The organism is Mycobacterium sp. C31M (assembly GCF_053345865.1).
On the sequence record NZ_JBKFAX010000005.1, the window covers coordinates 330713 to 344890 of the forward strand.

The following is a 14178-nucleotide window of genomic DNA, read 5'->3' on the forward strand; positions in this document are numbered from 1 at the left end:
GGTGAACTGACCACATGGCTCCCACGTTCGAAGACGTCTACCGCGAGAAGTACCTGCTGCTGACCACGTTCACCAAGGACGGTCGGCCCAAACCCACCCCGGTGTGGGCGGTGCCGCATGAGGGCAAGTTGCTCATCAGCACCGACGACGGTAGCTGGAAGACCAAGCGGATCAACAACACGCCGCGGGTCACGATCCAGAAATGCGGGGTGCTGGGCAAGGTCAAGGGTGAGCCGGTCGAGGCGGTGGCCCGCAATCTGCCCAAGTCCGATACCCGGCGGGTGTTCGACATGGTGACCCGGCGGTATTGGTGGCACGCGTGGTGGTGGATCCCGCAGGCGCTGATCCGCGGTGGGGTGGACAAGGTGCACGCCGCCATCGAGGTCAGCCCGGTGGACGTCGCGACCCCATAACACTCAGGCGTCGGCGGTGGCCGCGACCACTGCCGGCGCCACCCAGCGGTGCAGAAACGCCCGCAACTCCGGCCCGCGACGGCTCGCCCCGTCCGGATCCAGGATGAACGACTGCAGGATGCGCAGCATGAACTCGACCAGCTCGTCGAAGCCGTCACCGGTGAAACCCGCTGCCGCCCAGTCGACATCGAAGCGCTCCAGGATCGATCGGCCGAAGGCGATCGCCGTTGCCGCGGTGACGCCGACGGCGAAGGCGCTGGCCCGGCCGGGCTGCATGACCAGTCCGAGGTACCGGTCGTGCGGTAACCGTTCCAACGTGTAGGCGATGCCCTCGACAACCGCGGTGGTGGGGTCGTCGATGGCGTGCAGATCCGTGGCGAGCTGGTTCAGGAATCCACCGACCGAGGCCATCGCGGTGGCCTGCAGCAGCGCCTCCTGGGTGGCGAAATAGCGGTACACCGTCTGTCGGGTGACACCGAGTGCGGTGGCGACATCGGAGATGCTCACCGCGCCCCGCAGGTCGATGGATGCGCGCGCCGCTTCGATGATGCGTCGGGCCGCCTCATCATCATCGGTCGGTATGTCACCGCCCCAGCCGTGCCTGCGCATCGGGTCATCGTGCCATCCCGGCCCGATCCGCGGGGCCCCCACGTCAAATTCAGAACATACATTTGATCGTTGATGTATGTTCTGAATCATGACGGCGACAATCGGCAAACCGGTCAGCAACCGGGACGAGGAACTGACCAGACGCGCACTGGCACATGCCAGCGCCAAGACCACCGACATGGCCGATCGCGAATTGCGGGTGCCGTTGCACTACTACCGCGACCCCAAGATCACCGAGATCGAGGAGTCTCAGATCCTGCGCCGGGTGCCGCTGGCGATCGTGCCGTCCGCGCAACTGCCCGGCGCGAATGACTACGTGGTGCGCACGGTGCTCGGTGACTCGCTGCTGGTCACCCGCGATCGGCACGGGCACAGTCACGTCCTGCTCAACTACTGCCGGCACCGTGGCGCCATCCCGGCCTGCGGATCCGGAAACGCATCGCGGTTCGTCTGTCCGTACCACGCCTGGACGTACAGGAACACCGGCGAGCTGTTCGCGGTGCCCGGGCAGGCCGGCTTCGACTCGATGAACAAGGCCGACTACGGCCTGGTCGAATTGCCCAGCCAGGAACGACACGGTTTCATCTGGGCGGTGCTCAGCGCCGATGCCACCATCGACGTCGACGCCCACCTCGGGCCGCTGGGCCCCGAACTCGCCCTGCTGGACTACGCGTCCTACGGCTATCACGCCGACAAGGAGTTCGAGTCGCAGGTGTCCTGGAAGGGTGCGCTGGAGGCCTTCGCCGAGGGGTATCACTTCCCGTTCGTGCACGGTGAGAGCGTCATCGGGCAGAACACCCTGCCCAATACCGGGGTCTATGACGAGTTCGGTAGACACCACCGAATCGGCTTCCCGTTCAACTGGATTCACGGACTCGCCGACGATCCGAGCGGATCCTGGGATCCGCAGATGAACATGGGCGTCATCTACTGGATCTACCCGAACCTGATCCTGGCCAACAGCCCGGTCGGCGTCGAGATCATCGACATGCTGCCCGCCGGTGAACCCACCCGGTGCACGGTGCGGCACAGCTGGATGGGCCGGGTACCGGCCGAGAACGACGAGATGCGGGCGAACTACGACCTGATCTACGAGGGTGTACACGCCGCCGTGCGCGACGAGGATTTTGCGATGCTGCCGCAGTGCGGCGAGGGCGTTCGGCACGGCCAGCACGATCACATGATCATCGGCCGCAACGAGATCGGCGTCCAACACATGATCAAGGTGTTCGCCGCCGAACTCGGCGTCGCGCTGCAGTAGCGGCGTGCGGAACCCGAGCGGGTTCCCGCACGTTGTTCGGACATGGCAATGCGGATGTTCGGTGTCTACCTCCTCGTCGAGCTGGCGGTGGTGGTCGCGCTGGTCTCGACCATCGGGTTCGGTTGGACCATCCTGGCGATCATGGCCACCTTCGTGGTGGGCCTCGCGCTGGCCGGCTCGCAGATCGCCCGCCACCTGGCCCGGTTGCAGTCCGCGCTGAACTCACGCTCGGCATCCTCGGAACTGGCCACCGACAGCGCCCTGGTCGCCCTCGGCGCGGTCCTGGTCGTGATCCCGGGCCTGGCCAGCTCGCTGCTCGGCGCGTTGCTGCTGCTGCCACCCACCCGGCGGGTCGCCCGCCCGGTCGCGACGGCGCTGGTCGGCCGCCGACTGGCCGCCACCCCGCTGGTGATGACCTACCCGGCCGGTTACGGACCGGCCGCAGCGCAGCGGCCGACCGGTGACTACGGCCCGACCGGTGACTACGTCGACGGCGAAGTGATCGACGTACACGATTTCCAGGACACTCCGGGCGCCCCGCACACCGACCGCACACCCGGGCCCGGAAGCCCTGATCCGACCGCACTGGAGCATCGCGTCATCCGCCCCGATTAACGTGTCACCCTCGTGACGACTCTGTTGATCAACGGGCGGGTGCACAGCCCGGCTGCCCCCGACGCCACCGCCATCGCATTCAGTGACGGCCCGGACTCCGCCGTGGTCTGGCTGGGCACCGACGACACCGCTCGATCCGAGTTTCCCGACGCCGAGGTGGTCGACCTCGCCGGGACGTTCGTGGCACCGGCGTTCGTCGACAGTCATGTGCACCTCACCGCGACCGGGCTGAGCCTGACCGGGCTTGATCTGCGCTCCGCGACCTCGCGGGAGCACTGCCTGGCACTGATCGCCGAATTCGCGGGCACCCACCCGGACGGCATCGTCTGGGGCTCCGGGTGGGACGAGTCGTCCTGGCCGGATCGCACGCCGCCCAGTACCGCCGACCTCGACGGCGTGCTCGGCGGCCGGCCCGCCTACCTCAGCCGCATCGATGTGCACTCCGCGGCCGCCTCGACCGGTCTGCGCGCCGCCACCCCCGGACTGGCCACCGCCGCGGGATTCGATCCCCAACGCCCGCTGACCGCCGATGCCCATCACCTGGCCCGCGCCGCCGCCCGGGAGCTGTTGACGGCTGCGCAGCGGCACACCGCCCAGATCGCCGCATTGGACACCGCCGCCGCGTACGGCATCGTCGCGGTCCACGAGTGCGGTGGGCCCGATATCGGCGGCCTCGACGACTGGCATGCGGTGCAGGCGCTGGACCACGGCGTGCAGATCACCGGCTACTGGGGTGAGGCCGTCGAGAGCGCCGCCGCGGCGCGGGCACTCGTCGAGGCCACCGGGGCCGCCGGACTGGCGGGGGATCTGTTCGTCGACGGCGCGCTCGGCTCACGCACGGCCTCGCTGCACAGCCCGTATGCCGATGCCGAACACACTTGCGGCAACAGCTATCTGGACACCGAGCAGATCACCGCGCACGTGCACGCGTGCACCGAAGCGGGTATCACCGCGGGGTTCCACGTCATCGGGGACGCCGCCGTCGCCGCCGTCATCGAAGCGTTGCGAGCTGTGGTCGACCGGTTCGGCGGGCCGGCCGTGGCGCGGTGCGGGCACCGGCTGGAGCACCTGGAGATGGTCACCGCCGAGCAGGCTGCCGACCTGGGCCGTTGGGGTGTGATCGGGAGCATGCAGCCCAATTTCGACGACCTGTGGGGCGGTCCGGACGGGATGTACGCACAACGGCTGGGCGCCGACCGGGCGGCGTTGCTGAATCCGTTCGCGCTGTTAGCATCCCAAGGCGTGCCCCTCGCCTTCGGCTCCGACAGCCCGGTGACCGGATTGAATCCGTGGGCGACGGTCCGCGCCGCCGTGCACCACCGCACCCCGGGTAGTGGGATATCGGCGCGGGCGGCGTTCTCCGCGGCCACCCGCGGCGCGTGGCGGGCCGGCGGAATCCGCGACGGTGCCACCGGAACCCTGGTGCCCGGCGCGCCCGCCTCCTATGCCATCTGGGACACCGGGCCGCTCGAGGTCAGCACCTCGGCCACCGATGCCGCCGCGCGCTGGTCGACCGACCCGCGGTCGCGGGTCCCCGCCCTGCCTCGACTGGACGCCGACACCGAGTTGCCGCGCTGCCTGCGCACGGTGCACCGGGGCGCGGTGCTCCATGGCTGATCCCAGCGACACCGGCGCCGACACCGACGCGGCCGAACACGAGCCGTCGGCCGACGAGCCGGTCGAGGAGACACCGGCCGAACCGGGCCGCGGCGCCCGGTTCTTCGTCGCGGCCCGCCGGGCCCTGACCATCCGCCTGACCCGGCTGATCGCCTCTGTGGCGGGCGGCTGGCTGCTGTATTCGACCTTCCCGCCGCTGGGCTGGTGGTGGGCCGCGTTCCCGGCGCTGGCGTTGCTCGGCTGGGTGCTCACCCGACAGCAGACCACCCGCGCCGGGGGCTTCGGCTACGGCCTGCTGTTCGGGCTCGCATTCAACCTGCCGCTGCTGCCGTGGATCGGTCTGTTCGTCGGCACCGGCCCGTGGCTGGCGCTGGCGCTGCTGCAGGCCCTGTTCCCGGCACTGTTCGGGCTGGTGGCCGTGCACGTGCGCGCGCTGCCGGGATGGCCGGTGTGGTTCGCCGCGGAATGGGCGGTCCAGGAATGGCTGAAGTCCAGCGTGCCGTTCGGAGGTTTCCCGTGGGGCGTCCTCGGCTTCGGACAGACCGAGGGGCCACTGCTGCCACTGGCCCAGCTCGGCGGCGCCCCGCTGGTATCGGTGGCCACCGCGCTGATCGGGTTCAGCCTGACCGCACTGACGTTGGAGATCGTGCTGTGGTGGCGGCGCAGCCACCCGCACGCCAGCTCGGATGCCGCCCGCCCGGAGGCCGTCCTGCCCGGCATGCTGATCTGCCTGGTGCTGCTGGCCACCGCCCTGGTGTGGCCCGGGGTGCGTCAGTCCGGTGCGGGAGCCGGTGAGCATCCCGCCGTCACCGTCGCCGCGGTCCAGGGCAACGTGCCGCGACTCGGCCTGGATTTCAACGCTCAGCGCCGGGCGGTGCTGGACAACCATGTCCAGCAGACACTGCGGTTGGCCGACGATGTGCGGGCCGGCCGGGCACCGCAGCCCATGGTGGTGATCTGGCCGGAGAACTCCTCGGATATCGACCCGCTGCGTAACACCGACGCGGCCGCCCAGATCGATGAGGCCGCCCGCGCCATCGGGGTGCCGATTCTGGTGGGCACCGTGTTGGCCGCCCCGGAGTACACCCGCGATCTCCCGGTCACCAACAACTCAGTGCTGGTCTGGGATTCCGAGAACGGACCGCAGGACCGCCACGACAAACGCATCGTGCAGCCATTCGGGGAATACCTGCCCTGGCGCGACTTCTTCAGCAAGTTCTCGTCCTACGCCGCGCGGGCGGGCTATTTCGTCCCCGGCCACGACAACGGTGTGGTGCAGGCCGCCGGTATCCCGATCGGGGTGGCCACCTGCTGGGAGGTGATCTTCGACCGGGCGGTGCGCGAGTCGGTTCTCAGCGGCGCCCAGCTGCTGGCCATTCCCAGCAACAACGCGACCTTCGACGAGACGATGAGTGTGCAGCAGCTGGCCTTCGCCCGGCTGCGGGCCGTCGAGCACGATCGCTACGTGGTGGTGGCCGGAACGACCGGCATCAGCGCGGTGATTGCGCCGGACGGTCGTGAGCTCGCGCGCACCGATTGGTTCCAGCCGGCCTACCTGGACACCGCCGTGAAGCTGCGCTCCAACCTGACGTTCGCCACCGAGTGGGGACCCGTGGTGCAGGCGGTGCTGGTGGGTCTCGGCCTTGCGGCTGTGGTGGCCGCCATGCTGCACAATGGGAGGTTCGTGCGTCGACGGCACTCCGCCGCGCGCACCGAGGATCGGCCCGACCTGGGCAGTGAGGACGCGAAGACAGTATGACCTCGATTGGTGATCCGGGGGCTCCCAGCCGGCGGACGCTGGTGATCATCCCCACGTACAACGAACGCGACAACCTGCCGCTGATCGTCGGCCGGGTGCACGCGGCCACCCCGCAGGTCCACATCCTCATCGTCGACGACGGCAGCCCGGACGGCACCGGGCAGCTCGCCGACGAATTGTCGTTGGCCGACCCCGACCGGGTGCACGTCATGCACCGGGTCAGCAAGGACGGGCTGGGTGCGGCGTACCTGGCCGGTTTCGCGTGGGGCCTGGGCCGGGAGTACTCGGTCCTGGTCGAGATGGACGCCGACGGCAGCCATGCGCCCGAGGAGCTGCATCGGCTGCTTGCCGCCGTCGATGACGGCGCCGATGTGGTGATCGGTTCGCGCTACGTGCCCGGCGGTGCGATCCGCAACTGGCCGCGGCGTCGGTTCGCCCTGTCCAAGACCGCCAACACCTATGCCAGGGTGCTGCTCGGTGTGGGCATCAAGGACATCACCGCCGGCTACCGGGCCTACCGGCGCGAGGTGCTGGAGAAGATCGACCTGTCCGCCGTGGACTCGAAGGGCTACTGCTTCCAGATCGACCTGACCTGGCGGGCCATCAACGCCGGCTTCACCGTGGTCGAGGTGCCCATCACCTTCTCCGAGCGTGAACTCGGTGTCTCCAAGATGAGCGGTTCGAATATCCGCGAGGCGATGTTCAAGGTCGCCGAATGGGGTCTGCGCGGTCGGGTCGACCGCGCCCGTGGTGTCGCCAGCAGGCCGGCACAGCTCTAGGAGCTGCGCCGGCCCGGCGGCGGGGGATTACCCGCGGCGCTTGGTCTTGATGATGTCGAGCCGCTCCTTGAGCAGCTCTTCGAGCTCTTCCACCGACCGACGCTCAAGCAGCATGTCCCAGTGGGTACGGGGCGGCTTGACCTTCTTGGGCTCCGGGACGTCACCGTCGATCAGGGTGCCTTCCATGCCGTTCTTGCACGGCCAGGTGCCCGGGATCTCGGCATCGTCGGCGAACGGAACCTCGAATTCCTCGCCGTTGTCGGTGCGGTAGCGCGCGACCTGGCGTGGCGCCAGATCATGGTTGCGATCGGTTTCGTAGCTCACGGCACCGAGGCGGCTGCCTCTCAGGACACGATCAGCCATCGTCAACTCTCCTTCAACACGCGCATTTTCGTCCGGAGGATCAACGCAGCGGATGCGCACATAGTTCCCGGACTCAACTGACCAGGATACGGCAGATACTGGGATACCCCGGCCAGGCCGTCTACAGTCGGCCCGTGACATCCGCTACGCCGGGGACTTCGGCATCGCCGGGTCGTTCCGCTGCGCGACGGCGCCGGTCCCAGCCGTGCCGCTGGTGTGGCCGGGAGGTGCCCGACGCCGGTATGGGCCGCCGCCGCCAATATTGCCGGCAATCGTGTCGCCAGCGCGCCTACGAACAGCGCGCACAGGTCAAAGGCACCTCGGTGGCACCGGACGCGGTGGTGCTCAGTGCCGACGAGGCGGCCGACCTGTCCGACCGGTTGTTCCAGCTGCGCTGTGCCGCCGAGGATGTGAACACCGCCGTGGCCGAAGGCGCCGAAGCAGCCGAGCTCGCGGCGCTCTGCGAGGATCTGCTGCGTGCCGCGAAGGCCGCCGACGGCTGGCGCTGACGGTGCCCGCCGACGACCACGACAACCCCGGCGTCTGGCGTTTTGGCGAGTTCGTCCTGGACACCAAACGCTACGAGCTACGCCGCGACGGCGCCGTGGTGCATGTCGAACCGCAGGTTTTCGATGTGCTGACCCAGCTGGTGTCCCATCACGACCGGTTCGTCGGCAAGGAGGAGCTGTTCGACGCGGTCTGGGGTGGCCGGTTCGTCGGGGAGGCCGCGCTGACCAGCCGCATCAAGGCCGCACGGCGGGCTCTCGGCGACGACGGTGAATCGCAGCGTTTCATCCGCACCGTCCGTGGCCGTGGCTATCAGTTCGTCGGCACGCTCATCGCAGCCCAGCCCCCTGTGCCGCCGGCGCCGCGCCAACACATCGCGTTCTGCCGCGCCGCCGACGGGGTCCGGTTGGCCTACGCGGAAGTCGGTCAGGGGCCACCGCTGGTCCGTGCCGCGAACTGGATGACCCACCTGGGTTATGACATCGAGAGCCCGGTGTGGCGGCATTGGGTGCGCGACCTCGCCGCCGCACATACCTTCATCCGCTACGACGAGCGCGGCTGCGGACTATCCGATTGGGACGCCGAGGATTTCACCTTCGATGACTGGGTCACCGATCTGGAGTCGGTGGTCGAGGCCCTCGGACTGGACCGTTTCCCGCTGCTCGGTGTCTCGCAGGGCGGCGCGGTGGCTGTGGCCTATGCGGCCCGCCATCCCGACCGGGTCACCCATCTGGTGCTGTGCGGCGCCTATGCCCGCGGCCGCGCCGTGCGGGCCGTGGGGGAGGACGAGAAGCGCGCCGCGGCACTGGATCTGGAGCTCGCCAGAGTCGGGTGGGGGCGCGACGACCCGGCCTTCCGGCAGGTCTTCGCAGCACAGTTCCAGCCCGACGGCACGCGCGCGGACTGGGAGGCCTTCGACCATCTGCAGCGGCGGACCACCTCACCGGAGAACGCGGTGCGCTTCCTTGACGAGTTCGGTCGCATCGACGTGCGCGACGAAGCCCAGCGGGTGTCCTGTCCGACACTGATCATGCATTCCGCCGACGACCGTCGGGTCCCGATGCGTTACGGCGAGGAGCTGGCGACACTGATCCCCGATTCCCGGCTGGTGGCCCTGCACAGCAACAACCATCTGCTCACCGAGAGCGAACCGGCCTGGCAGGTGTTCCGTACCGAGCTGGCCGCGTTCCTGGGCACCTCCGGCGCCTGACCCTGGGTTTCTCCACACAATCTCCATACAAACTCCATGCGCGCGGACACCGCGGCAGACCAAGCTGAACCCATGAGACACATCCCGCGCACGCTGCTCGTCGGCGTCGCCACCGCGCTGGCCCTGGGCACCGTGGCGGCCTGTTCGGGCGCGCCGCAAACACCCACGGCGACAGCCACTCCGGCGTCCCCGGCCGCCTCGTTTCCGGCATCGGCCAAGTACATCGCCGACATGCCTGCCGCGGACGGCCGCACCATGACCATCGGCATCGCCGTCGACGGTGACGAGTTCGCCGCCTACGCCTGCAACGGCGTCGACGACGAGGCCTGGTTCTTCGGTGACCAGAGCGACGGCAACATCACCGCCGACGGAAAGTTCCGCGACACCCTGACCGCCCGGGTCGAGGGTGATGACGTCGTCGGCGACCTCGCCATGAACGGGATCTCCTACCGATTCACCGCGGCCTCGGTGCCCGCGCCGGCCGGCATGTACACCGGCGAACTGAACGGCACCCGGGCCACCTGGGTGGTGCGCCCGGGCGACTCGGCCACCGGTGTCGAGGTGACTGCCCGCCCCGCAGCCACCGGCGGACCCGACCCGGCCACGCTGGACGATCAGCAGTTCCGCGCCACAGTGCGCAACATCCGTGATCTCGGGCCGGCCTCGCCGATCCTGTCGTTGGACAACGGATCCGGGACTGCCGATATCGGCGGCCAGGTGGTGACACTGACCGTCGTGAACGGCGACTTCCGCCTCTGAGTCCTCAGCAGGCCAGCCGAACCCCGATACCCGGTGGGGCCTCGGCCGCGGTCAGACAACCGAATCCGTCGACACCGTCGGCCGCGAGCCGTACCCCGGATCGGTCGGCGTAGTTGACACACAACACGGCCGCGGTGTCGGCGCGGCAGCGGAAGTCGCCGAAGGTCAGGGTGTCCCCGGCAGGCAGGGTAGCGCCCCGGCCGTCCCGGAACGGACCGGGGTCACCGCGCACCGAACCGATCTCGACGTTCGCACCGTCGAAGTCGACCCAGTTGCCCTTCCACACCGAGATCGCATCCGGGGGCCGCGGCGGCGGGTTATCGAGGTCCACCAGGCAGGCCAGCGCGCCGTCGCGGTAGGCCGCGGTGCTGATGCAGTTGACGGTATCGGTGCTGAAGGCCACGCCCTCGACCGTGCCGGCGGCCCCGTCGCGCGTGACCTCGGTGAACTGCGCGGCCGGTACCGGTTGCCCGGCTTCGATCCAGGCGATCACCGCCGCCACGTCGGTGCCCGGCACCGGAGTCGCCGAGATCGTCGTGGTGGTGGCCGTGGTCGACGGTGTGGTGGTGTCCGCTCGGGTTGAGTCGGCCGTCTTGGCGGGCACCGAGAGCGGTGTGCGTGCCGGGATGGTGTCCTGTCCCCAGGAACACCCCGCGACCAGCGCCGATGTCGCCACCACCAGCATCCATCGCATCCGGCCAGGGTAGCGGGCAGCGACGCGACCGGCGCAACGTACGGCGTCGCGCGGGTTTTTCGCTAACGTCGGCGGCATGCACGAACACACGGTGCGGGCCCGAATCAGCACGGGCACCGTCGAGGGCTTCACCAGGGACGGTGTGCATCGCTGGCGCTCCATCCCGTATGCGAAACCGCCGGTGGGCACCTTGCGCTATCGGGACCCTGTGCCGGCGCAACCCTGGCCCGGCGTGCGGTACTGCCATGGGTTCACCTATTGCGCCCCGCAACAGAAGATGTACACCCTGCTCGGGGTCGGTCGATACCAGCCGATGAGTGAGGATTGCCTGACGGTCAATGTCGTCACCCCGGAGAACCCGGATTCCGAGTCCTTGCCGGTGATGTTCTTCATCCACGGCGGCGGCTACATCATGGGCAGTTCGGCGACCCCGATCTACGACGGTGTCTCGCTCGCCAAGCGGGGTTGTGTATTCGTCTCGGTGAACTACCGACTCGGGGCGCTGGGCTGTTTCGACCTGTCCGCGCTGTCCACGGCCGAACATCGCATCGACGGCAACCTGTTCCTCGCCGATCTGCTGCTCGCACTGCGCTGGGTGCAGGACAACATCGCGGTGTTCGGCGGCGATCCGGACAATGTGACGATCTTCGGCGAAAGTGCCGGCGCACACGCAGTAGCCACCCTGATGGCGGTTCCCGCGGCGAAAGGCCTTTTTGCCCAGGCTGTTTCACAGAGCCCGGCCAGCGGCATGGTGCGCACACCGGAGGCTGCGGCGGTGTTCGCCGAACAGTTCGCCGGCCTGCTCGGCGCATCGGCGGGCGAGGGTGCCGCCGCGGTCATGGCGGCCCGGCCCGCGGAACTGGTCACCGCGCTGGACAAACTGATCGCGCGTGGCGGGCGGGACATGCCGGGTGCGTTTCCCGCCGGACCGACCTGCGGTACCGAACTGCTGCCGCAGGATCCGGTGGCCGCCATGATATCCGGAGCCGCACACCCATTGCCGCTGATCGTCGGCACCAATGCCGACGAGGGCCGGCTGTTCACCCGATTCATGCAGCTGTTGCCGATGACCGAGCAGAGCATCGAGATGCTGCTGGCCGGCGCCGACGGTGACACCCGTGCCCGGATCCTGGCCGCGTATCCGGACTATCCGGCTCGCCGGGCGTGTATCCGGCTCGGTGGCGACTTCGCTTTCGGTTCGGCGGCTTGGGATATCGCCAATGCGCACAGCGAGCACGCGCCGACCTTCGTCTACCGGTACGACTACGCGCCGCGCATCCTGAACTGGTCGGGGATGGGCGCCACGCACGCCACCGAACTGTTGGCGGTGTTCGGTATCTACCGCACCCGGGTCGGCGGCCTGCTCACCGTAGCGGCCGACGGTGGGTCCGCCCGCCGGGTCAGCCGTGAGGTGCAGTACCGGTGGGGTGAATTCAGCCGTACCGGGTCGCCCGGTGAGGGCTGGCCCCGCTACGACGACAGCATGCGGGCGGTGCTGGTGTTCGACCGGCAGACCCACCTCGAATACGACCCGCATGCCGAGCGCCGACGTGCCTGGGCCGGGTTCACCCTGTCGGCCCGGTAACGGCTTGTGCCGAACGGCCTGCGCGGCGAGGTCGGGTGTGGTTGCGTATTCGGATGACACACCCGCTGGATCCACTGGGTCTCGACGAATTCACCGCTGTCGCTGCGATCCTGGGTCGTGAGCACGGCGTCGGCGACGGTTGGCGCTTCGCGTCGATCGAACTCGCCGAGCCCACAAAAGCGGAGCTGCGCAGCTTCGAGGAGGGTGGCCCGACACCACCGCGCCGTGCGCTGGCGGTGTGCTTGAATCGGGCGGCCAACAGCACCCACAAGGCTCTGGTATCGCTGACCGAGGACCGGGTGGAATCCTTCGAGCACATCCCCGGGGTGCAGCCGAACTTCACCGTCGACGAGTTCAACGAATGTGATCAGCTGCTGCGCACCCATCCCGAGTTGCTCGCCGCCCTGGCGCGCCGCGGTATCGACGATATCGACCTGGTGTTCTTCGACACCTGGACCTACGGGGACGCCGTCGCACCGCCCGAGTTCGCCGGGCGCCGACTCGGCTGGTCGGACACCTGGCTCAAGGACGGGCCCGGGATGAACCCGTACGCACACCTGATCAGCGGGTTGCACTGCGTCCTCGACGTCAACACCATGGAGGTGCTGCGCGTCGAGGACGGTGCACACATCGATATCCCGGCCGTCATGGGCGAATACGCCCCGCGCCACCTCCCCGAACACATCCGGGCCGGTATGCGGCGTGACGATCTCGCCCCGCTGCACATCAGCCAACCCGAGGGCCCGTCGTTCATCCTGGACGGCAACCTGTTGCGCTGGCAGAACTGGTCGCTGCGGGTCGGATTCAACTATCGCGAGGGCATGGTGCTGCACACCGTGCGCTACCGCGACGGGGACCGCGACCGCCCGGTGGCGCACCGGCTGTCGTTCGCCGAAATGGTGGTGCCCTACCGGGATCCGTCCGCCGACCACTACCGGCGCACCGCCTTCGACATCGGCGAGTGGGGCCTGGGTTTCATGACCACCTCGCTGACCCTGGGCTGTGACTGCCTCGGCGAGATCCGTTATCTGGACGCGGTTCTGCACGACAGCACGGGTGCGCCGTACACCATCACGAACGCCATCTGCATCCACGAGGAGGATGGCGCGGTGCTGTGGAAGCACGTTGACCATCACACCGGCGCCGAGGTACGCCGGATGCGCAGGCTGACCATCTCCTTCCACGTCACCGTGGCCAACTACGAGTACCTGGTCTACTGGCGGCTCTACCAGGACGGCAACATCGAATGTGAGGTCCGGGCCACCGGCATCATGGTCACCACCCCACTGGCGGCCGGGGCACCCAACCCGAACGGCACCCTGGTCGACGAACGCACCTACGCGCCCTATCACCAGCACTTCCTGGTGGCACGACTGGACCTCGACGTCGACGGGCCCGACAACACGGTATTCATGTCCGAGTCCTACGCCGAGCCGATCGGACCGGACAATCCGCACGGCCTGTCCCTGGTCACCCGCAATGTGGCGTTGCGCACCGAGCAGGACGGTAAACAGGACGTCGACTTCGCCACCCAGCGCGGCTGGAAGATCGTCAACACCAATGTGCGCAACGGCCTGGGCACCCACCCGGCGTACAAGCTGGTGCCCACCGGGGCGATCCCGGCCATGTTCGATCCGGCGTCCCCGGTGCTGCAGCGCGCCAACGTCATCGGGCACACCCTGTGGGTGACGCCCAATAGTCCCGATGAACGCTGGCCCGCAGGGGAATTCGTCAACCAGTCGGTTTCCGATACCGGCCTGGGCGTGTGGACCCAGGCCAACCGGTCCATCGAGAACACCGATGTTGTGCTCTGGTACGTGTTCGGCATCCACCACATCACCCGGCCCGAGGACTGGCCGGTGATGCCTGTCGACGTGGTGTCGTTCTGGCTGAAACCGTTCGGCTTCTTCGACCGCAACCCCGCGCTGGATGTGGCCGCGACACCCGCCGAATGCCATAACAGTTGACACCTGTCATGTGTGACGCGCACCACTGCTAGGTTGCGTC

At 68.5% G+C, this 14178-nt stretch carries 14 protein-coding genes; 11 read left to right on the forward strand and 3 right to left on the reverse strand.

The genetic code is table 11. The features are described 5' to 3' along the window. Positions 1 to 14: 14 nt before the first annotated feature. Positions 15 to 413: a PPOX class F420-dependent oxidoreductase gene (locus ACLBYA_RS10665; RefSeq protein ID WP_447709362.1), complete on the forward strand. Its 399-nt coding sequence runs from the start codon at positions 15 to 17 to the stop codon at positions 411 to 413. Positions 414 to 416: 3 nt separating this feature from the next. Here ACLBYA_RS10665 and ACLBYA_RS10670 read toward each other — a convergent pair whose 3' ends face one another. Next, positions 417 to 1022, reverse strand: coding sequence for a TetR/AcrR family transcriptional regulator (locus ACLBYA_RS10670; RefSeq protein WP_447709363.1), 606 nt, complete (start codon positions 1020 to 1022; stop codon positions 417 to 419). Positions 1023 to 1110: 88 nt separating this feature from the next. On the opposite strand from ACLBYA_RS10670, the gene ACLBYA_RS10675 reads away from it, so the two are divergent. From ACLBYA_RS10675 to ACLBYA_RS10695, 5 genes are read left to right on the forward strand one after another with little or no spacing between them, the layout of a single operon-like run. Continuing rightward, positions 1111 to 2283: an aromatic ring-hydroxylating oxygenase subunit alpha gene (locus tag ACLBYA_RS10675; RefSeq protein ID WP_447709364.1), complete on the forward strand. Its 1173-nt coding sequence runs from the start codon at positions 1111 to 1113 to the stop codon at positions 2281 to 2283. Positions 2284 to 2325: 42 nt separating this feature from the next. Then, positions 2326 to 2898 carry an FxsA family protein gene (locus ACLBYA_RS10680; protein WP_447709365.1) on the forward strand — a complete coding sequence of 191 codons (573 nt, stop codon included), beginning with the start codon at positions 2326 to 2328 and terminating at the stop codon, positions 2896 to 2898. Positions 2899 to 2910: 12 nt separating this feature from the next. Further along, on the forward strand, positions 2911 to 4515 hold the full coding sequence (locus ACLBYA_RS10685; protein ID WP_447709366.1) for an amidohydrolase: 1605 nt from the start codon (positions 2911 to 2913) through the stop codon (positions 4513 to 4515). After that, entirely contained in the window at positions 4508 to 6274 is a 1767-nt protein-coding gene (gene lnt, locus ACLBYA_RS10690; protein ID WP_447709367.1) for an apolipoprotein N-acyltransferase, read from the forward strand. Before ACLBYA_RS10685 ends, lnt begins: the two co-directional genes overlap by 8 nt. Further along, positions 6271 to 7053 carry a polyprenol monophosphomannose synthase gene (locus tag ACLBYA_RS10695; protein ID WP_447709368.1) on the forward strand — a complete coding sequence of 261 codons (783 nt, stop codon included), beginning with the start codon at positions 6271 to 6273 and terminating at the stop codon, positions 7051 to 7053. Before lnt ends, ACLBYA_RS10695 begins: the two co-directional genes overlap by 4 nt. A 27-nt stretch (positions 7054 to 7080) precedes the next feature. Here ACLBYA_RS10695 and ACLBYA_RS10700 read toward each other — a convergent pair whose 3' ends face one another. Then, positions 7081 to 7416, reverse strand: a complete 336-nt coding sequence (locus ACLBYA_RS10700) for an RNA polymerase-binding protein RbpA (RefSeq protein WP_030135466.1) — start codon at positions 7414 to 7416, stop codon at positions 7081 to 7083. Between the two features lie 134 nt (positions 7417 to 7550). Here ACLBYA_RS10700 and ACLBYA_RS10705 point away from each other — a divergent pair, with 134 nt between their 5' ends. From ACLBYA_RS10705 to ACLBYA_RS10715, 3 genes are all read left to right on the forward strand, one after another. Then, positions 7551 to 7925 carry a hypothetical protein gene (locus ACLBYA_RS10705; RefSeq protein WP_447709369.1) on the forward strand — a complete coding sequence of 125 codons (375 nt, stop codon included), beginning with the start codon at positions 7551 to 7553 and terminating at the stop codon, positions 7923 to 7925. Positions 7926 to 7927: 2 nt separating this feature from the next. Next, positions 7928 to 9133 carry an alpha/beta fold hydrolase gene (locus ACLBYA_RS10710; RefSeq protein ID WP_447709370.1) on the forward strand — a complete coding sequence of 402 codons (1206 nt, stop codon included), beginning with the start codon at positions 7928 to 7930 and terminating at the stop codon, positions 9131 to 9133. A 72-nt stretch (positions 9134 to 9205) separates the two neighbouring features. Further along, entirely contained in the window at positions 9206 to 9892 is a 687-nt protein-coding gene (locus ACLBYA_RS10715) for a hypothetical protein (protein WP_447709371.1), read from the forward strand. Between the two features lie 4 nt (positions 9893 to 9896). Here ACLBYA_RS10715 and ACLBYA_RS10720 read toward each other — a convergent pair whose 3' ends face one another. Next, a complete protein-coding gene (locus tag ACLBYA_RS10720) occupies positions 9897 to 10586 on the reverse strand; it encodes a hypothetical protein (RefSeq protein WP_447709372.1) in 690 nt (229 codons plus the stop codon). A gap of 76 nt (positions 10587 to 10662) precedes the next feature. On the opposite strand from ACLBYA_RS10720, the gene ACLBYA_RS10725 reads away from it, so the two are divergent. Then, positions 10663 to 12171, forward strand: a complete 1509-nt coding sequence (locus ACLBYA_RS10725) for a carboxylesterase/lipase family protein (RefSeq protein ID WP_447709373.1) — start codon at positions 10663 to 10665, stop codon at positions 12169 to 12171. A 53-nt stretch (positions 12172 to 12224) separates the two neighbouring features. Then, entirely contained in the window at positions 12225 to 14138 is a 1914-nt protein-coding gene (locus tag ACLBYA_RS10730; protein ID WP_447709374.1) for a primary-amine oxidase, read from the forward strand. Positions 14139 to 14178: the final 40 nt, after the last annotated feature.